Origin of the sequence: Stenotrophomonas sp. SRS1 (genome assembly GCF_026130205.1) — a bacterium.
Classification (GTDB): domain Bacteria; phylum Pseudomonadota; class Gammaproteobacteria; order Xanthomonadales; family Xanthomonadaceae; genus Stenotrophomonas; species Stenotrophomonas rhizophila_B.
Map to the genome: position 1 here is coordinate 743,426 of NZ_JAINFD010000001.1, position 18,537 is coordinate 761,962.

Annotated in this window: 20 protein-coding genes; 4 read left to right on the plus strand and 16 right to left on the minus strand. The window is 66.5% G+C overall.

Annotated elements, in window-relative coordinates; all coding sequences use genetic code 11:
- Nucleotides 1-31: 31 nt before the first annotated feature.
- The 9 genes from K4043_RS03300 to K4043_RS03340 form a co-directional block, all read right to left on the minus strand.
- On the minus strand, nt 32-2,176 hold the full coding sequence (locus tag K4043_RS03300; RefSeq protein ID WP_260232233.1) for a PAS domain S-box protein: 2,145 nt from the start codon (nt 2,174-2,176) through the stop codon (nt 32-34).
- A gap of 222 nt (nt 2,177-2,398) precedes the next feature.
- A complete protein-coding gene (locus K4043_RS03305) occupies nt 2,399-4,774 on the minus strand; it encodes a Tex family protein (RefSeq protein ID WP_265308196.1) in 2,376 nt (791 codons plus the stop codon).
- Nucleotides 4,775-4,981: 207 nt separating this feature from the next.
- Complete coding sequence (locus K4043_RS03310; RefSeq protein WP_259259734.1) at nt 4,982-5,197, minus strand: hypothetical protein; 216 nt, start codon at nt 5,195-5,197, stop codon at nt 4,982-4,984.
- 159 nt (nt 5,198-5,356) lie between these two features.
- Nucleotides 5,357-5,815 carry a hypothetical protein gene (locus K4043_RS03315; RefSeq protein WP_265308197.1) on the minus strand — a complete coding sequence of 153 codons (459 nt, stop codon included), beginning with the start codon at nt 5,813-5,815 and terminating at the stop codon, nt 5,357-5,359.
- The gene (locus K4043_RS03320; RefSeq protein WP_123729552.1) at nt 5,812-6,015 is read right to left on the minus strand and encodes a PspC domain-containing protein; all 204 of its coding nucleotides are present in this window, start codon (nt 6,013-6,015) and stop codon (nt 5,812-5,814) included. Before K4043_RS03320 ends, K4043_RS03315 begins: the two co-directional genes overlap by 4 nt.
- A 47-nt stretch (nt 6,016-6,062) precedes the next feature.
- A complete protein-coding gene (locus K4043_RS03325) occupies nt 6,063-6,434 on the minus strand; it encodes a YfeK family protein (protein WP_265308198.1) in 372 nt (123 codons plus the stop codon).
- Entirely contained in the window at nt 6,431-7,501 is a 1,071-nt protein-coding gene (gene phaC, locus K4043_RS03330; RefSeq protein ID WP_265308199.1) for a class III poly(R)-hydroxyalkanoic acid synthase subunit PhaC, read from the minus strand. The genes K4043_RS03325 and phaC overlap by 4 nt, the downstream gene beginning before the upstream one ends.
- Nucleotides 7,498-8,526, minus strand: a complete 1,029-nt coding sequence (gene phaE, locus K4043_RS03335) for a class III poly(R)-hydroxyalkanoic acid synthase subunit PhaE (protein ID WP_265308200.1) — start codon at nt 8,524-8,526, stop codon at nt 7,498-7,500. The genes phaC and phaE overlap by 4 nt, the downstream gene beginning before the upstream one ends.
- 52 nt (nt 8,527-8,578) lie before the next feature.
- Entirely contained in the window at nt 8,579-9,193 is a 615-nt protein-coding gene (locus K4043_RS03340) for a CDP-alcohol phosphatidyltransferase family protein (protein ID WP_070474651.1), read from the minus strand.
- Between the two features lie 377 nt (nt 9,194-9,570).
- On the opposite strand from K4043_RS03340, the gene K4043_RS03345 reads away from it, so the two are divergent.
- Nucleotides 9,571-10,221, plus strand: a complete 651-nt coding sequence (locus tag K4043_RS03345) for a class I SAM-dependent methyltransferase (protein WP_260232212.1) — start codon at nt 9,571-9,573, stop codon at nt 10,219-10,221.
- A gap of 27 nt (nt 10,222-10,248) precedes the next feature.
- Here K4043_RS03345 and K4043_RS03350 read toward each other — a convergent pair whose 3' ends face one another.
- From K4043_RS03350 to K4043_RS03360, 3 genes are all read right to left on the minus strand, one after another.
- Nucleotides 10,249-10,737: an 8-oxo-dGTP diphosphatase gene (locus K4043_RS03350; RefSeq protein ID WP_088435401.1), complete on the minus strand. Its 489-nt coding sequence runs from the start codon at nt 10,735-10,737 to the stop codon at nt 10,249-10,251.
- A 56-nt stretch (nt 10,738-10,793) separates the two neighbouring features.
- Nucleotides 10,794-11,303 carry a DUF1249 domain-containing protein gene (locus K4043_RS03355; RefSeq protein ID WP_265308201.1) on the minus strand — a complete coding sequence of 170 codons (510 nt, stop codon included), beginning with the start codon at nt 11,301-11,303 and terminating at the stop codon, nt 10,794-10,796.
- 83 nt (nt 11,304-11,386) lie between these two features.
- Complete coding sequence (locus K4043_RS03360) at nt 11,387-12,208, minus strand: pyruvate, water dikinase regulatory protein (RefSeq protein WP_019184148.1); 822 nt, start codon at nt 12,206-12,208, stop codon at nt 11,387-11,389.
- A 143-nt stretch (nt 12,209-12,351) separates the two neighbouring features.
- Between K4043_RS03360 and ppsA the strand changes: the two genes are divergently transcribed.
- Nucleotides 12,352-14,730, plus strand: coding sequence for a phosphoenolpyruvate synthase (gene ppsA / locus K4043_RS03365; RefSeq protein ID WP_265308202.1), 2,379 nt, complete (start codon nt 12,352-12,354; stop codon nt 14,728-14,730).
- 97 nt (nt 14,731-14,827) lie between these two features.
- On the opposite strand, the gene K4043_RS03370 is transcribed toward ppsA, so the two are convergent.
- The 4 genes from K4043_RS03370 to mntR all read right to left on the minus strand — a co-directional run bounded on the left by K4043_RS03370 (nt 14,828) and on the right by mntR (nt 17,448).
- Nucleotides 14,828-15,697 carry an EcsC family protein gene (locus tag K4043_RS03370; protein ID WP_123729765.1) on the minus strand — a complete coding sequence of 290 codons (870 nt, stop codon included), beginning with the start codon at nt 15,695-15,697 and terminating at the stop codon, nt 14,828-14,830.
- 105 nt (nt 15,698-15,802) lie between these two features.
- Entirely contained in the window at nt 15,803-16,372 is a 570-nt protein-coding gene (orn, locus tag K4043_RS03375) for an oligoribonuclease (RefSeq protein ID WP_259259725.1), read from the minus strand.
- Nucleotides 16,373-16,472: 100 nt separating this feature from the next.
- Nucleotides 16,473-16,997: a tRNA adenosine(34) deaminase TadA gene (gene tadA, locus K4043_RS03380; RefSeq protein ID WP_265308203.1), complete on the minus strand. Its 525-nt coding sequence runs from the start codon at nt 16,995-16,997 to the stop codon at nt 16,473-16,475.
- A complete protein-coding gene (gene mntR, locus K4043_RS03385) occupies nt 16,990-17,448 on the minus strand; it encodes a manganese-binding transcriptional regulator MntR (RefSeq protein WP_123729561.1) in 459 nt (152 codons plus the stop codon). The genes tadA and mntR overlap by 8 nt, the downstream gene beginning before the upstream one ends.
- Nucleotides 17,449-17,689: 241 nt before the next feature.
- Between mntR and K4043_RS03390 the strand changes: the two genes are divergently transcribed.
- Together K4043_RS03390 and K4043_RS03395 are read left to right on the plus strand one after the other, a co-directional pair.
- On the plus strand, nt 17,690-18,304 hold the full coding sequence (locus K4043_RS03390) for a TlpA disulfide reductase family protein (protein WP_265308204.1): 615 nt from the start codon (nt 17,690-17,692) through the stop codon (nt 18,302-18,304).
- 48 nt (nt 18,305-18,352) lie between these two features.
- A complete protein-coding gene (locus K4043_RS03395; RefSeq protein WP_179458658.1) occupies nt 18,353-18,532 on the plus strand; it encodes a hypothetical protein in 180 nt (59 codons plus the stop codon).
- The last annotated feature ends 5 nt before the right edge of the window (nt 18,533-18,537 follow it).

An 18,537-nucleotide genomic window follows, 5' to 3' on the forward strand; every position in this document is an offset into this window, starting at 1 on the left:
TAGGGCGCGCTGCGGTTCAGCCCGCACCGGCTCACTCGCCACCCTCCGAGCCGTCCTGGCTCTCAAGCACCTCCACGTCCCCCGCCACCAGGGTCTCCACCTGCACGTTGTCACGTCCCATCGCCTTGGCCCGGTAGCACTGCGCATCGGCGGCGGCCACTGCATCGTCCACGCTCATGCTGCCACCGATCCGGGCGATGCCGATGCTGGCGCCCACCTTCAGCCGCTGCAGGTCCCAGGGAATGGACAGCCCGCGCAGGGACTCCAGCAGGTCGCTGGCGATCCGGCGCGCGCGCTTGAGCGAACAGCCGGCCAGGATGACCGCGAATTCATCGCCCCCCAGCCGCGCCACGATGTCCGAATCACGTACCCCATGGCGCAGCAGACTCGCCACCGCCCACAGCACGGCATCGCCGGCGAGATGGCCATGGGTATCGTTGACCGGCTTGAACCGGTCCAGGTCGATGTACATCAGCGACGCCGACTGCCCCGTCCGGGCAACCCGGGTGATGGCCTGTTGCAGGTGGGCTTCGAACCCGCGCCGGTTGCTCAGTTCGGTGAGCGGGTCGACTTCGGCCAGGTGCCGTGCTTCCCGCTGCCGGGCGCGCTGCTGGGTGACATCACGGATGACCCAGACCGCGCCGGTGGTCTGCCCGTCCTCGCCACGCAGCCAGGCCCGGGTGACGTCCACCGGCAACAGGTGGGCGCCCACCGAGAGCAGCAGATCCGAATGGAGGTCGACGGCATTGCTCTCCGGGTCCAGCAGCACGGCCAGGTCCAACGGCGAGCGCGGTGCGTACTCGGTGGTCAGCTCCATGACGTCCTGGAGCTGACCACCGGCCAGTGATTCGGCCCCCTCGCCGGCCAGCGCGCGCGTGGCCGCCGCGTTCGCGTACTGGATGCCACCGTGCAGGTCCAGGGTCAGCACCATGTCGGCTACCGCATCCAGTGTGACCCGGGTCCGCTGTTCGGATTCGCGCAGTTGCTGGCCACTCTGGCGCTGCACCGTCACATCCTGGATCTGGGACACGAAATGCAGCGGCTCCCCACTCTCCGAGCGCACCAGCGAGACCGAGAGGCGCCCCCAGACCAGGTTGCCGGCCTTGCCCAGGTAACGTTTCTCCATGTGGTAGTGGTCGCGACGCCCGGCCAGCAGGTCGCCAAGCAGGGCCAGATCGGTGTTCAGGTCATCGGCGTGGGTGAGCGTCTGGAAATCGATCTGCAGCAGTTCGGCGCGGGTGTAGCCGAGAATCCCGCACAGCGCATCGTTGACGTCCAGCCAGCGACCTTCCAGCGAGACCAGGGCCATGCCCAGCGCCGCCGATGAGAACGCGCCGGCGAACTTCTTGGCCGCCACATGGGCCTGCTCGCGCACTTCCAGCAGCGGGGTCAGATCGACCGCCATGCCCACGTAACCGATCCGGCCGCCCGCACCGTCAAGCGGACTGATCGACAAGCGCACCTGGCGGCGCTCACCGTCCTTGCGCACGAAGGTCCACTGACGTGACCAGGTCCCCTGCGTCGCGCGCGCGGTGAGCGCCTGGAAGATGCTCGGTACTTGCCCGTCCGCCGGTGCGTCGGCCTGCAGATAGGCACGCATTTCATCCGGATCGTGGAACCGGCCCAGGTCGACCCGGCCGATCACCTCCTCGGCGGCGTAGCCCAGCAGCTTCTGCGCGCCGGTGTTGAACAGATTGATCACGCCGTCGATGTCGGTGGCGATCACCGCCACTTCGTCGGACGCATCGACCACGGCCTGCAGCCGCTGCCGCATGTCCGCCGCATCCTGCCGGGCCTGCTGCAGATCGGTGACATCGGCATGGGCGCCGGCCATCCAGACCGGCCGGCCCTGCCCATCCCGCTCGTAGACGCGCCCGCGATCCTGCACCCAGATCCAGTGACCCTGCTTGTGGCGCATCCGGCACAGACTCTCGTAATGCGCGGAGCGGCCTTGCAGATGCTCGTCCAACAGCGCATTGGACTGCGCCAGATCCTCGGGATGGACCAGCCGGAAGAAGGTCTCCGGGGTGATCGGCGCCAGCTCCTCCCGCGTATAGCCAACGATCTGCGCCCAGCGTTCGTTCACCCGCATCAGGCCGTCGGGAATGTTCCAGTCCCAGGTACCGGCCGCGGTGCCCTCGATGATCATCTCCAGGCGACGGGCGTGCTCGGCCATGGCCGGCAGGGCAGCCTCGGCGTCACCACTGTGGCCCGGCCGGTCGCCCGGCGCTGCCTGTTTGTCGGTCATCTGGCCTCCCCGCCGCCCATCCACCATACGGGCATTCAACGCGGAGTTTGCGTAAACGCGCGTCAAACCAGAAGTGCCCCCGGCATGAACCGGTCGCCGGAAACGCCAAAGGCCGCCCGAAGGCGGCCTTTGGGACTCCCCGTGCCGGCCTCAGCCGCCGCGCTTGGCCCGCGCAAAGGCATCGGCCAGCGCGTTGTTGGCCGGCGGCGCCGCACTGCCCGGCCGCGGGCCGGGCGGGGTGCCACGACCACCACCGCGCGGCCCATTGCCCGCCCCGCCGTCCCGGCGACCGCCCCCCGCCGGGCGCGCATCGCGCTCACCGGGGGCCTTGGCCGGGGCCGGGGTGTCATCCAGGCGGCGGGTCAGCGCGATGCGCTTGCGCGCCACGTCGACCTCCAGCACCTTCACCTTGACGATGTCACCGGCCTTGACCACGTCACGCGGATCCTTGACGTAGGTATCGGACAGCGCGGAGATGTGGATCAGGCCATCCTGATGCACGCCGATGTCCACGAAGGCGCCGAACGCGGCGACGTTGCTGACCACGCCTTCCAGGATCATGCCGACCTTGAGGTCCTTCAGTTCCTCGACCCCGTCGGCGAAGCGCGCGGCCTTGAACTCCGGCCGCGGATCGCGGCCGGGTTTTTCCAGTTCCTTGAGGATGTCGCGCACGGTCGGCACACCGAAGGTGGCGTCAGTGAACTGCTCCGCCTTGAGCCCGCGCAGGAAGCTGCCGTCGCCGATCAGCGCCTTGATCGGGCGCGCGGTGGCGGCCACGATGCGCTCCACCACGGGGTAGGCTTCCGGGTGCACCGAGGAGGCATCCAGCGGCTGATCGCCATCGGCGATGCGCAGGAAGCCGGCGCACTGCTCGAAGGTCTTCTCGCCCAGCCGCGGCACCTTGAGCAGGTCCTTGCGGCGTTTGAACGGGCCGTTGTCATCGCGATGCCTCACGATGTTCTCGGCCACGGTGGACGACAGCCCTGACACGCGCGAGAGCAGCGCCGCCGAGGCGGTGTTGACGTGCACGCCGACCGCGTTGACGCAGTCTTCCACCCGCGCATCCAGCGCGCGCGCCAGGCGGTACTGGTCCACGTCGTGCTGGTACTGGCCCACACCGATCGCCTTGGGCTCGATCTTGACCAGCTCGGCCAGCGGATCCTGCAGGCGGCGGGCAATCGACACCGCACCGCGGATCGATACGTCCAGGTTCGGGAACTCCTTCGCCGCGAATTCCGAGGCCGAGTACACCGATGCACCGGCTTCACTGACCACGATCTTCTGCAGCCTGGTGTCGTCCAGTGCCTTGATCACGTCGCCGGCCAGCTTGTCGGTCTCGCGGCTGGCGGTACCGTTGCCGATCGCGATCAGCTCCACGTTGTGCTGCACGCACAGCTGCTTGATCGTGTGCAGCGACTGGTCCCACTGGCGGCGCGGCTCGTGCGGGTAGATGGTGTCGGTGGCGACCAGCTTGCCGGTGGCATCGACCACGGCGATCTTGCAGCCGGTGCGGATGCCCGGGTCCAGGCCGAGCACGGCCTTGGGACCGGCCGGGGCGGACAGCAGCAGGTCCTTGAGGTTGTCGCCGAAGACCGAGATGGCTTCGGCCTCGGCCTTCTCACGCGCCTGGTTGAACAGGTCAAGCAACAGGTGCATGTGCAGCTTGGCGCGCCAGGTCAGGCGGCAGGCGTCGAGCAGCCAGCGATCGCCGGGGCGGCCGGCATCGCGGATCCCCGCGTTGTGCGCGACGCGGCCTTCGGCATACAGATTGCCGGCCTCGGCATCGCTGCCCGGGTCCAGTTCCAGGAACAGGATTTCCTCGCGGCGCGCGCGGAACAGTGCCAGCAAGCGGTGGGACGGAATCTTCGCCAGAGACTCGGCGTGTTCGAAGTAATCGCGGTACTTGGCGCCCTGCTCTTCCTTGCCTTCGGCGACACGTGCGCGGATCACGCCGTTCTCGCCCAGCCAGGTGCGCAGCTCGCCGACCAGCGCGGCATCTTCGCCCCAACGCTCCATCAGGATCGCGCGCGCACCTTCCAGGGCCGCCTTGACGTCGGCCACCCCCTTGTCGCTATCGACAAAGGTCGCGCCAAACACCTGCGGGTCCAGGCCCGGATCGGCCAGAAGGCCATCGGCGAGCGGCTCCAGGCCGGCTTCGCGCGCGATCTGGGCACGGGTGCGGCGTTTGGGCTTGTACGGCAGGTAAAGATCTTCCAGGCGCGACTTGGTGTCCGCGCCGAGGATCTCATTGCGCAGCTCGTCGCTGAGCTTGCCCTGTTCGTCGATGCTGGACAGCACCGCGGCGCGGCGATCTTCCAGCTCACGCAGGTAGGTCAGGCGCGTTTCGAGGTTGCGCAGCTGGGTATCGTCCAGGCCGCCGGTGACTTCCTTGCGGTAGCGGGCGATGAACGGAACGCTGGCGCCTTCGTCCAACAGGGCGATGGCGGCGAGCGCCTGGGCGGTCTGGGCACCGATCTCATCGGCGATGGTCTGGGCGATCTGCTGCGCGAGCTTGATGTCAGGCATTGCTTCCGGCCGGAGCCGCTTTTGCGGAAAGAACCCATTCTGGCGATGCGCGGCGGCTGGGGAAAGCCGTTGACAGGCCGGGCCGAACCTGTCGCCCCGTGGCGATGACCACACGAGGGGTCCTGCGTTCACGCCGGCATCCTGCGTGGGGCTGGGATGCCGGCGCGGGCGCCCGCGACAACCGGGCACCTCTGCGGTGTGACTGGCTTACCGGTAATGCACGGCCGCGCGTTGGTGGACGATCTCGTCGTGCATCGACTCCAACGCCATCACCCGCACCTTGCCCACACCCTGCAGTTCCATGAACCGCTCGGTGTAGATCTCCGGACCCAGCTCGGTATCGGCCTGGGACTTGCTGAAACCATGGGGCACCAGGCCCTTGTCGCCATCCTTGCTACCACCGACATAAAGAACGATTGCCATGTGATGTATTCCTCCAGAAAAACGGTTGCTCATACAGCCATGCAAGCTTACCCCGGCGAACCTGACTGATTCGTCATGCAGGCTAATAACGTTTTTTTGCATGCAGATGACGCCGCGTTGTCGACGTTTTTCTTACATGAACTTAACGTGGAGATAACGTCACTGCGCGGCGCGCCGTGACGGCCACCAGCCCCGCCCCTGCAGCGCATAGACATCGGCCGCGCGCTCGAACGGATTGCGTGCGCTGACCCCACCGCACATCAGGTACACCGGCAGGTACAACGGCCCCAGCACCAGATACTGGTAGACGTGCGCACGCTCGTGGTCGTGCAGCCCGATCACCGGCTCGGTGGCGTGACCGGCCTGGTGCGCATAGGTGCGGCACGGCACGTCCAGCACCGGCCCGGTGTGCAGGATGACGTTGCCCAGCGTGATCGCCCCGCCTGGCCCCCACGGAAATTCGCGGAACACGATCGCGCAGTCACGCCCGTTCCATGACGGGCGCGCACCGGCCAGCATCCCGGCGGTGCCGGCGGCCAGGCCGATCAGGGTGTTGGGTGAGGTCCACAGCGCGCCAAGCCCCTGCAGCGCGCGCAACAGCCCCGGCGAGAGGCTCAATCGGCCTCGTTGGGGATCAACAGCCACAGGATCAGGTAGACCAGGATGCCCGGGAAGGCGGCCGAACCGATCGAGATCAGCACGAACAGCACCCGTACCAGGGTGACGTTCCAGCCGTAACGGTGCGCGATGCCGCCCATGACGCCGGCGATCATGCGGTCGTTGAGCGAACGGGACAGCGGGCGCGGCGGTGTGTTCATGCACGGGGTCTCGGTCCGGAATGCGCCGACTCTAGCGCGAACCGTGTCTACGGGGTGCGTTGGCGCAGGGCCTTGAGCCGGGTGGCGAACCAGACGGCGGCGGCCTGCTCCGGCTGGCCCGGGCAGGCGATCCAGTAGGGCTTGCCGCTCATGCTGCTCTGGCTGGCGGCACGTTCGATGAACTGCTCGGCCGTGTCGACCTTGTCCTTCTTGAGCAGGTAGTCGTACTTGCGCTGCAGATGGGCGCGCGCTTCAGGCGCATCGTGCCAGCTGCCATTGCGCTGGAACCGGCAACTGGAGCCATCCAGCGCACCGATCAGGCCGGCGATTTCGCGGCGGGCGGTTTCGCTGGGTGCGGCGTGGGCGGTACCGATGCTCAACAGACCCGCAGCCAGCCAGAGAAGGCGACGAGGCTTCATTGCGAACGCTCGTTCAACCAACCGGTGATGGTCACGGGCACTTCGCGCTGGGCCCGCCCGGAGACATAGATACCGATGTGGCCGCCGCGGAAACTGCTCTCGGTGTAATCCGTGCTGCCGATCCGGCCGCGCAGCGCGCGTGACGCATCCGGCGGGACCAGATGGTCCTGCTCGGCATAGATGTTCAGTACCGGCAACGTGACCTGTCGGAGATCGACGGTGTCATCACCGATACGTACGCCGTCATGCATCAGGCCATTGCCCTGGTAGAACTGCTTGATGAAGTCACGGAAGGCTTCGCCGGCGAGATCAGGCGAGTCGAAAATCCACTTCTCCATGCGCAGGAAATCTTCCAGCGCGTCCTTGTCGTCCAGGATGTCGAGCAGCCCCACGTACTTCTGCACGTTGAGCCGGAACGGCTTGAGCATCAGGTAGCTGGCATTCATCAGATCGGCCGGGATGTTGCCCAGCGTGTCCACCAGCAGGTCCACGTCCACCTGGCGCGCCCAGTGCGAGAGCATGTTGTCCGGCGTGTGGAAATCGACCGGGGTGACCATCGTGATCAGGTTGCCCAGCTTGGCCTGGCGCAGCGCGGCATAGCACAGCGCGAACACGCCGCCCTGGCAGATGCCCAGCATGTTGATCGGCTCGCCGCCGTTGTGCGCCTGCAGGTGATCCACCGCGCCATCCACGAAGCGCAGCAGGTAATCCTCCAGCGTCTGGTAGCGCTCGGAGCGGTCCGGGTAGCCCCAGTCCAGCACATAGACATCGTGGCCTAGTGCCAGCAGTTTCTGCACCAGCGAGCGGTCGGTCTGCAGGTCGACCATGTACGGCCGGTTCACCAGCGCATAGACGATCAGCAGCGGCGTGGCACGCACCGGCGGCTCGGTGCCGACAAAGCGGTACAGCGTGACCTTGCCGTCGCGCCAGACTTCCTCGCGGGTAGTCACGCCGTAATCGACATCGTCCACGGAGGGCAGCAGCTTCAGCCCGTCCATCAGCTTGCGCTGCATGGCCAGGGTTTCCTGCAGCAGGTCTTCGGCGTTGAAGCCCAGGGGGCCTTTCATTCGCTGCGCTTCCGGGGCTTGGTGGGCTTGGTGGGCTTGGCGGGCTTGGACGCGCGGGGTGTGCGCTGGGTCGTGGCGGCTGGCTTCACTGCAGCCTTGCGCACCTTGGCCGTGCTGGCAGGTGCCGCACCCGCGGCTGCGCCGCCGGCCATGCGCCGCACCAGCCGCTCAAGCTCGGCAATCCGGCGATGCGCTGCATCCATTTCGGTGCGCGTCGGCAGTCCGAAACTCTCGGTCAGCCGTTCGATCTCCTGCTGGGTGGCCGCGCGCAGCCGCATCTGGGCATTGCCCAGCGAGGCGTACACCGCCTGGAACGGCTCGGACAGCGCGACCTTCGCGTAGGCCTCCTCGGCCGCATCGATCCACAGATCGAACATCGCCCGCGCGCTGGTCAGCTGGTTGCCCGGCTGTTCGTGCTCGGCCAGGCGCTGCTCGAACAGAGTGAACGCATCGTCCAGCGCCTGCTTGATCTGATCCACGTAATCGCGAGAGTGTGCCTGGTAGTCCTGCTGGGCCCGCAGCAGCGCCTGCCAGCGGGCCTGGTGCTCGCGGCCGGGGCCAAACGCCGGGCTCTGCAGCCACGGCCCGAGCTGACGCTGCAGGGTCTCCAACAGCTGCAGCAGATCCGGCCCCTCGGCGTGGGTATGTCCGCGTGCGCCCTGCAGCATCCACTGCAGCAGTCCATCGCCCTGCCCCAGCACCGCCGTGCGCCACGCCTGCGCCACCTCGGCGCTGGTGGTGTCTCGACCAGCAAACTGCGCGGCGACCTGCTGCATCGTGCCGTACCAGCCACCGGCCTGCTCGCGGAAGCGGTGCACGGCTTCATCGGCCGGGCCGCTGGCGGCGTTGGGCATCATCTGTGCCCACCAGTCGATCGCCTGCTGCCAGCCGCCTTGGCCTTCGGGGCCGGCGTTGGGGCCGGGCGGTGCCGCAGCGTGCCGAAGGGCATCGCCCCAGGCACTGAAATACTGCCGCGCCAAGGCTTCTACATCGCCTGCGCCGCTGCCGCTGCCCGCCGTGGTCATGACCGTCCTCCCGTCTCGGGAAACGATGATAGCAATGCCGCGCTGCCGTGCCTCACGGCTTGGGGATGCGCAGGGTCTTGCTGATCATCAGCGAGCCGGACAGCGCGAACAGCAGCACCAGCGGGTGCAGCTGCCACGGCCCCAGCTGCCACTGGCCCAGCCACAGGTCCGCGCCGGTCGCGCCGACGCTTGCCGCCACCGCCAGCACCACCACCAGCGCCAGGCTAGTCGGGATCGGGGTGCCTTCGAAGTACGGCACCTTGTCGCCCTCGCCGGCCAGTGCTTCGGCGGTCACGTTGTAGCGGGCCAGGCGGCTGACGCCACAACAGACGAAGTAGCTCAGCACCAGCCAGTCCCAGCCGCCCTGCATGCCGCAGGCATAGGCCAGCGCCGCCGGCGCGACGCCGAAGGAGATGATGTCCGACAGCGAATCCAGCTCGCGGCCCAGCGTGGAGCTGGACTTGCGCCAGCGCGCGATGCGCCCGTCCAGCGCGTCGAAGATGAAGGCCAAGGGGATCAGGGCCATGCCGAACAGCAGATAGCTGCGCTCGCCATCCTGCAGGTAGCGCATGGCGGCAAAGACCGCCCCAGTGCCGCAGAACGCGTTGGCCAGGGTGAACCAGTCGGCCAGGTGGAACTCGCGCAACATCGAGAAATGACGTTTCATGGAAGATCGGGTGGCGGCAATCGCAAGAGAGTACCGCGAGCGGCCCACAGCGGGACACCCCACCCTACGCCACCGTACCCCGGCCTTGCCGCGCCGTTCACGCCGGGACGACCTGCGGTGAATTTTTGGCCACCCATCTTGACAGCGAGTGCCAGCGGGGGCCGAAGCGGCTTATCCACAAACTTGCCCACGAGTCATCCACACCCCCTGTGGACAACTCGATCTCAATAGACGCGACGATGGTCATTTGTTGATCACCGATCCTCATTGCCTCGGCCCGATTCCCCTCTGCATGCCTCCCCGCCGCGGCCGCCGGTCGGCTAAGCTGGTAGATGGACTCCGCCGCCGCCAGGTCCTGCCGTCCACCGACAGGAGTCTTGCGCGTGCTTTCCCACGATGATCTGGCCGCCCAGTTGCGCCACCCGCACGGTGAGCATGCGCTTGCCGTGGCCGACGCCATGAACCGCAGCAACGGCGACCTCAACCGGGCCGCCATCGCCCTGCTGTCCGTCACCCCTGGCGAACAGGTGCTGGAGATCGGCCCGGGCAATGCGGCCTTCGCACCGGACCTGCTGCGCACGCCGCGCAGCCGCTACGTGGGTGTCGATGTCTCAACGGCGATGGTCGATGCGGGCAACGCGCTGCTGGCCGCGCACGGGCTGCAGGATCGTGCCGACGTCCGTCTCGGCGATGCCCATGCCCTGCCCCTGGACTCGGCCTGCACCGATGCGGCGCTGGCGGTGAACACCCTGTACTTCTGGGACGAACTGAAATTCCCGTTCGCCGAACTGACCCGCGTGCTTCGCCCCGGTGGGCGGCTCTGCCTGGCCTTCGGCGATGCCGCCTTCATGCGCACCCTGCCGTTCACCGCGCACGGGTTCCATCTGCATGAACTGGCCGACGTCGAGTCGGCACTGCGCAGCGCCGGCTTGACGGTGCAGGCCTGGCGCACGCATCGCGAAACCGGGCGCAGCAACGACGGGCGCGAAGTGACCAAGCACTTCCACCTGCTGCTCGCCCGCCGGTAGTGCCGGCCGCCGGCCGGCAATCACGCACTACAGCCGGGTGTAACTCCACGACTGCATGGCGCCGTCGCGGTAGGGCATCACCCCGTGGAAGGCGCGCGGTTCGTCGTCGAAGACCAGCGGCAGGAAGCTGCGATCACCCTCCCACAGCGGCAGGCTGTCGATCTTGTCCACGTCCACCCACTCCAGCGTGCCCTCCGGGTTGGAGGTCAGCGGCGTGCCGGTGAAGTCATCGATGACGAACACGAAGCCGAACCAGTCCTCACCGTTCTTGCCGAAGCCCGGCCAGCTGATCGTGCCGCGCAGGCGCATGGTGCCGCACTCGATGCCGGCCTCTTCGCGGATCTCGCGGCGCATGCAGGCAGCGGCATCTTCATCGCGCTCCATCTTCCCGCCCAAGCCGTTGTACTTGCCCAGATGCAGGTCGCCCGGACGGGCATTGCGGTGGATCATCAGCACTTGCTTGCCGTCGGCGGACAGCACGTAGCCCAGGGTGGCCACGATGGGGGTATAAGGCATTTCGCACAGGCTCGGGAACACAGACCCCGATTATGCGTGATCCGCCCGGGGACGGCTCAGGGCACAAGGCTGGTGCGGCGCGCGTTGGCCGGTGCCGTCACCGTGCCATCGCGGCGCAGCGTGGCCACGCCGTGGCCGCGCTCGGCCAGGTATTCCAGCCATTTGCCGAGGAAGGTGTTCATCCGCATGCGGTGGCTGATCAGTTGGGCCGGCGGCGGGTACATGCCCATCACGTCCTGCCAGCGGCGACCGACGTAGCAATGCGTGGTCTCGGCCTGGCGGGCGTCACGGTACAGGCGCACATAGGCCGAAGGATCCGGCTGCCCGGTGACCGGGTCGGCGAAGTCGTAGGTCAGGCGCAGCTCCACCGTATAGCGGTGGCACTCGATGACGTCCAGGCGTACATCCAGCCCATCGCCGATCGAGGAGACGTAGCTGCCGGGAACGAGCTCGGCGGGGGCGAACAGGCGCACGAGGTGCTGGTAGTTCTCGGCGTACAGGCCCATCAGCCAGCTCAAGCGGCTGAGCCGGGGAATGCGTTCGATACGGGGCGATGCCTGGGCCATGGGTCGATCCTACACGTTGATCTCCCAACGTGGGGGCGGCAGCCGCCCGGCCAAAGGGGCGGCCCGCAACCGGTTCACGTCGGTCAATACATCTCGCGCTGCAGCCCCAGCGTGCCCAGCACCTTGCTCGAAATCTCCTCGATCGAAGTGTGGGTGGTGCTCAGCGTCGGGATCCGTTCCATCCGGAACATGGTCTCGGCCGCGGCGACCTCGCGGCGGCAGGTCTCCAGGTTGGCGTAGCGCGAGTTCGGGCGGCGCTCCTGGCGGATCTGCTGCAGGCGGTCCGGGTCGATGGTCAGCCCAAACAGCTTCTTGCGGTACGGGCGCAGGCGCGGCGGCAGGCGGTCCTGCTCCAGATCCTCATCCGTCAGCGGGTAATTGGCCGCGCGGACCCCGTAATGCAGGGCCAGGTAGATGCAGGTCGGGGTCTTGCCGGCCCGGGACACGGCCACCAGGATCACGTCGGCATCGTCGTAGTTGATGGCGATGCCGTCGTCGTGGGTCAGCGCGAAGTTCATCGCGTTGATGCGGCGGTGGTAGGTCTCGAAGTCGACCATGCCGTGGGCCTGGCCAACCCTCGAATGCCGGTTGACCGCCAGTTCGCGCTCCAGCGGCTCGATGAAGGGGGCGAACACGTCCAGCATCAACCCGCCGCTTTCGGCCAGGATGATGCTCAGCCCGCTGTCCACGCAGGAACTGACCACGATGGGCCGAACCTGGTACCGCTCCCCCGCTGCACGGATCCTTTCACAGGCTTCGCGCGCTTTTTCCGGATCATCGATGAACGACATCCGGTCGGTGATGAAGCTGAACCCGGAGAACTGGGTCAGCAGGCTATGCCCAATGGTTTCAGCGGTGATACCGGTTCCATCGGACACGTAGAACACCGGACGGATCGTCGACATACGGCTTTTACCCCCTCCGAAGCTTAAAAAGGCTGTCGATACAAGCTTGTGCCGACAGCGGTCTGCCCGGCATCATATCGGCTTCTTCCTACGGACGTGGCCATCCAGCCCGCCTCGGGCGATGGCCAAACGGAGCATCGCGCTTGAACGAGAATATCCTGTGGTTGCACGAACTGCGCCTGGCCGATCTGGCCCGCGTAGGCGGCAAGAATTCGTCGCTTGGCGAAATGATCGGCAATCTTGCCGGTCTGGGGGTGTCTGTCCCCGGCGGTTACGCAACCACCTCTGAAGCCTTCAAGGACTTCATCGCCCACAACGATCTGTCCAAGCGCATCTTCGACAAGCTGGCCACGCTGGACGTGGAAGATGTCGGTGCCCTGACGATCGCCGGCAAGGAAATCCGCGGCTGGGTGATCGATGCCCCGCTCCACCCGGCGCTGGACCAGGACATCCGCACCGCCTACGCCAAGCTGTGCAGCGAAAACGGCGGCGGCGACGTCGCGGTCGCGGTGCGTTCCTCGGCGACCGCCGAAGATCTGCCCGATGCGTCCTTCGCCGGCCAGCAGGAGACCTTCCTCAACGTGACCGGCGCCGACGATGTCGTGCTCAAGGTCAAGGAAGTGTTCGCCTCGCTCTACAACGACCGCGCGATCGCCTACCGCGTCCACCACGGCTTCAAGCACGAGGACGTGTTCCTGTCCGCCGGCGTGCAGCTGATGGTGCGCTCGGGCGTGGGCTCCTCCGGCGTGCTGTTCACCCTGGACACCGAGTCCGGCTTCCGCGACGTGGTGTTCGTCACCTCCTCGTTCGGCCTGGGCGAAATGGTCGTGCAGGGTGCAGTCAACCCGGACGAGTTCTACGTCTACAAGCCCACCTTGAGCGCGGGCAAGCCGGCGATCCTGCGCCGCTCGCTCGGCAGCAAGGCGATCCGCATGGTGTATTCGGATGTCCCCGGTGAGCGCGTGCGCATCGAAGACACCCCGGCCGAGCTGCGCAACACCTTCTCGATCAGCGACGAGGACGTGCAGGAACTGTCCAAGCAGGCGCTGGTGATCGAAAAGCATTACGGCCGCCCGATGGATATCGAGTGGGCCAAGGACGGTGTCAGCGGCAAGCTGTTCATCGTGCAGGCGCGTCCGGAGACCGTGAAGTCGCGTGGCCATGCCACCCAGATCGAACGTTTCGCACTGAACCAGAAGGACGGCAAGGTGCTGGCCGAAGGCCGCGCCGTGGGTGCCAAGATCGGTGCCGGTACCGCCCGCGTGGTGCGCACCCTGGACGACATGGCCCGCGTGCAGCCCGGCGACGTGCTGATCGCCGACATGACCGATCCCGATTGGGAGCCCGTGATGAAGCGCGCCTCGGCCATCGTGACCAACCGTGGCGGCCGCACCTGCCACGCGGCGATCATCGCGCGTGAGCTGGGCGTGCCGGCCGTGGTCGGCTCGGGCAACGCCACCCAGCTGATCCAGGACGGCCAGGAAGTGACCGTCAGCTGCGCCGAGGGTGACACCGGCTTCATCTACGACGGGATCCTGGAGTTCGAGCGCACCACGACGGATCTGGGCAACATGCCACCAGCGCCGCTGAAGATCATGATGAACGTGGCCAACCCGGAACGTGCCTTCGACTTCGGCCAGCTGCCGAACGCCGGCATCGGCCTGGCCCGTCTGGAAATGATCATCGCCAGCCACATCGGCATCCACCCGAACGCGCTGCTGGAGTACGACCGCCAGGACGCGGCGACCAAGAAGAAGATCGACGAGAAGATCGCCGGTTACGCTGATCCGGTCAGCTTCTACGTCGGTCGTCTGGCTGAAGGCATCGCCACCCTGACCGCGTCGGTTGCCCCGAACCCGGTGATCGTGCGCCTGTCGGACTTCAAGTCCAACGAGTACGCCAACCTGATCGGCGGTACCAACTACGAGCCGCACGAAGAAAACCCGATGATCGGCTTCCGCGGCGCCAGCCGTTACGTCGATCCGAGCTTCTCGGCCGCCTTCGCCCTGGAATGCCAGGCCGTGCTGCGCGTGCGCAACGAGATGGGCCTGGACAACCTGTGGGTCATGATCCCGTTTGTGCGCACCCTGGAAGAAGGCCGCAAGGTCGTCGAGGTGCTGGAACAGAATGGCCTCAAGCAGGGCGAAAACGGCCTGAAGATCATCATGATGTGCGAAGTGCCGTCCAACGCACTGCTCGCCGATGAGTTCCTGGAGATCTTCGACGGCTTCTCGATCGGCTCCAACGACCTGACCCAGCTGACCCTGGGCCTGGACCGCGACTCCTCGATCGTGGCGCACCTGTTCGACGAGCGGAACCCGGCGGTGAAGAAGCTGCTGTCGATGGCGATCAAGTCCGCGCGCGCCAAGGGCAAGTACGTCGGCATCTGCGGCCAGGGCCCGTCCGATCACCCGGATCTGGCCGAATGGCTGATGCAGGAAGGGATCGAGTCGGTGTCGCTGAATCCGGATACCGTGGTGGATACCTGGCTGCGTCTGGCCAAGCTCAAAGCCAAGGGTTGATCCTTTCGGCAATGCGATGAAAAACAACACCCCGCGCAAGCGGGGTGTTGTTTTGTGTGACGTCGATAGCGCCTTCAGGCCTCGGCGGTCATCGCAATCAGGTACGCTCCGCCGCCAGCATCGAATAGGCGGCCCGCACGGTCTCGTACCCGTAGGTCCGCTCCAGCCGGCGCACGATGAAATGACCGCGCGCCACGTCCTGGTAGTAGTCGGTGAACATGGTGTTGAGCGTCGCACCGGCCACCGCCCCGACGATCGGCACCGCCTGCGCGGCGAACTTCTCGGTGACCACCACGCCGAAACGCGCGGCGACCTTCTCCACCAGCTTGGCCAACCATTTTCCGGCTTCCTTCGGGGTCAACCCGATCATCACCGGGCTGCCGCCGACCGCGCGGCCGGCCAGCTCGGCTGACAGGTGACGCATCACCTCGGCAGTGAAGCCACGCGTGATGTAGTAGCCGGTCTCGCTGGCATCGTCCTTGCCTGAGTTGCCGCCCAAGGCAAACACCTCCAGACAGGCATGCCGGGTGCTCATCTCGCGAAGGTCGAAGCCCTCGCTGCGGGCCACGTCGGCCACCGAACGCATCATGATCGTGGTGGACACCGGCAGTTCGATGAACAGCGTGGTGAAGCCGAACGCGCCGCCGACCGCACCGGAGGTGGCTGCGGCAAGCTTGTGCCAGCGTGTCGAGGCGGCTTTACCGGGCGTGTTGTCCATCGTCCACAACGCGGCCTGGGCGGATTTGAACAACGCGGCCTCGACCGCGCCATGGATGCGGCGCGATACCGAATCCGGCAGGCGCTTGACCGCGAACTCCAGCGGCGAACCGATCAGGTTGGCCATCTTGGCGGTCAGCGTGGGCGATTCGAGCAGGTCCACCGCACGTTGCAGGTCGCGCCAATCCTGCGAGGTGGGCAGGATCGAGGAGGACAGCGGCGGCGGTTGCGGCGAGGTGATGGCGTTCATGGCCGCGATCATAGCGCCGCCAATGTATACCGCTCGTTGCCTCGCCTGCCGGTGGCTGAACGCCTGCGCACAGGCCGCGTTGCCGGGCAATGCCCAGCGTTCGGGTCAGGCCGGCAGGCCCGACAGCGCGCCCATGAACTGGCGGTAGTGGCGCAGTTCTTCGATGGAATCATGCACGTCGCTCAGCGCGGTGTGGCTGGCGGTCTTGCCGACGCCGGCGGCCACGCCGGGCGCCCAGCGCTTGGCCAGTTCCTTGATCGTGGAGACGTCCAGATTCCGGTAATGGAAATACTTTTCCAGACGCGACATTTCACGGTGCAGGAAGCGACGGTCCTGACAGATCGAATTGCCGCACATCGGCGAGGCGCCCGCTTTGATCCACTGCTGCAGGAAGGCGATGGTCTGCGCTTCGGCCTGCCCGAGCGTGATGGTGCTCTCGACCACGCGCTGCCACAGTCCCGAGCGACGATGCTGGTTGCGGTTCCATTCGTCCATCGCCTCCAGCCGCTCCACCGGATGATGGATCGCGAACTCCGGCCCTTCGGCGAGCACATTCAACTGCGCGTCGGTGACCACGGTGGCGATCTCGATGATCGAATCGTTGTCCGTGTCCAGACCGGTCATTTCCAGATCGATCCAGATCAGTCGCTCGCCTTCTGCGCCGTTGTCCGCCATGTGCTCGCCTTGTGCTGGGCCACCGCTTGCGCCGCGACCGGGAATGGATAAGGCCCACATGATACCGCCAACCCGTCACGACCCTGTCGCTGCGGGGTCTTTACTCCAGCAGCAGCGGCGGCTTGCCGCGCTTGGCGCGGAAATAGTTCGTCAGCCGGGTGCTCGCATCCTTGGCCAGTACGCCACCGTGGATCTCCACACGGTGGTTGTGCCGGGGGTCGCCGATCAGATCGAACACGCTGCCGCAGGCACCGGTCTTGGGGTCGGTGGCCGCATACACCAGCCGCGCCACCCGTGCGTGCACAATGGCCATGGCACACATCGCACACGGCTCCAGGGTGACGTACAGCGTGCTGCCGATCAGCCGGTGGTTGGTGATCACCCTGCCCGCCTGCCGCATCGCCACGATCTCGGCATGCGCGCTGGGGTCATGGTCGGCAATGTTGAGGTTCCAGCCTTCGCCGAGCACGGTGCCATCGGCACCGACGAGGACTGCGCCGACCGGAATCTCATTGAATTCACGCTCGGCACGCTGGGCCAGGCCCAGCGCGTGACGCATCCAATGCTCATCCTGGTCGTGCACGGGCACGCCCAGTGGTGGTGGCGGGGCGAGGCGCTCAACCATGGCCGTTGGCCTTGCGCACGAAGGCCTCGAACGCGGCCAGGGTGGCCTCGCTGACGTGGTGCTCGATCCCTTCCGCGTCGCGTCGCGCCGAATCGGCGTCCACGCCCAGGGCCAGCAGGAACTGCTCCACGGTCTGATGGCGAGCGCGCATCTCCACCGCCAGCTGCTCGCCGGCCGGGGTCAGGAACACCCCGCGATACGGCCGCTGGATCGCCCAGCCCTCCTTGACCAGCCGCTTGAGCGCCTTGGCCACGGTGGGCTGCGCAACCCCGAGCCGGGTGGCGATATCCACCTGGCGGGCTTCTCGGCCATCGGCGATCAGGTCCGCGATCAGCTCCACGTAATCCTCGACCAGCTCGGACCGGCGCGCTTCACGCACCTGCACGAAGCCCTCGACATGCACCTGGGCATCGATCAGGGGCGAGGCGGCTTTACGGGTCGACGACGGCATGGTGGCTCCAGCAATGGGCCGGTGGCGAAGGGCTGCGGCGCCGGAACAGTTTACCTCACGGGGGTTTGAGACTGTCCCGACAGGATTCCGGAACGCTGCGCCCGCGGATCCCGCGATAGATCAGCACCAGAATGGAACCGACTTCTCATTCACAGGATCTTGTGTTTGACAAATGATTTTTTCTGCCCGATACGTATTCAACCCACTCAGCCATGGACCCGGCCGAAGGCCAAGGAGCAGCATGGACGCATCCGCGCGACGCACGTACGGTGGTTTGGCCCTGATCGTGATCCTGGCCGGGATGATGACGCTGCTGGCGATACAGAACCGGCACCTCCGCCAGCAGCAGGCACTGCTGGTGACGAAAGTCGAGCAGCTTTCCAAGGCGGTTCATGGCCTGCCTGAAGGTGCCGAGCCAGAGGCACTCACCACCACCGCCATCAATGGGGAGGCACTGACGCTTGCCGGCCCGCAGAGCGGGCGCCAGGTCCTCTACTTCTTTTCACCGTCATGCAGATTCTGCCTGGCCTCGGTGCCGCAGATCCAAGCGCTGGATGCAGCCGGTCGGAACAACGGCCACCGCGCCTTCGAGATGATAGCCGTCAGCCTCCCGCCGCATGAGGCCGCACCGGACTACGCCGCACAGCACGGCTTTGCCTTCCCGGTGATCAACGATGTGGATGCCCGGATCACCCAGCGCTACAGCGCCACCCTGGTGCCGATGGTGGTGGTGATCGATGACGGCAAGGTCATCTACCGCCACGTCGGGCAGCTCAAGGACAGTTCGGTCAACGCGATCACCGGTGCATTCGTTGTCCGCGCCGGCCGCAAAGCAGCCGCGGCGCCCGCCGGCTGAGTGTTGTTTGCCCGTTGTACCCGCGTCACCAACCCAAGGAGAAGCACCATGAAGTCGAAGAAGCTCGTCTCGGTTTTTGGTGGTATCGCCGTCGCATTCGCCCTGGCTTTTGCTTCCGGCCAGGCATTCGCCACCTCCAGCCAGCCGGTGCCGGTGGCAGGCTGTGACTTCCATATCGGCTGTACTTACGGTGGCTACGGCTTCCGCATGTGCTGCGATCCGATCTGACCCGA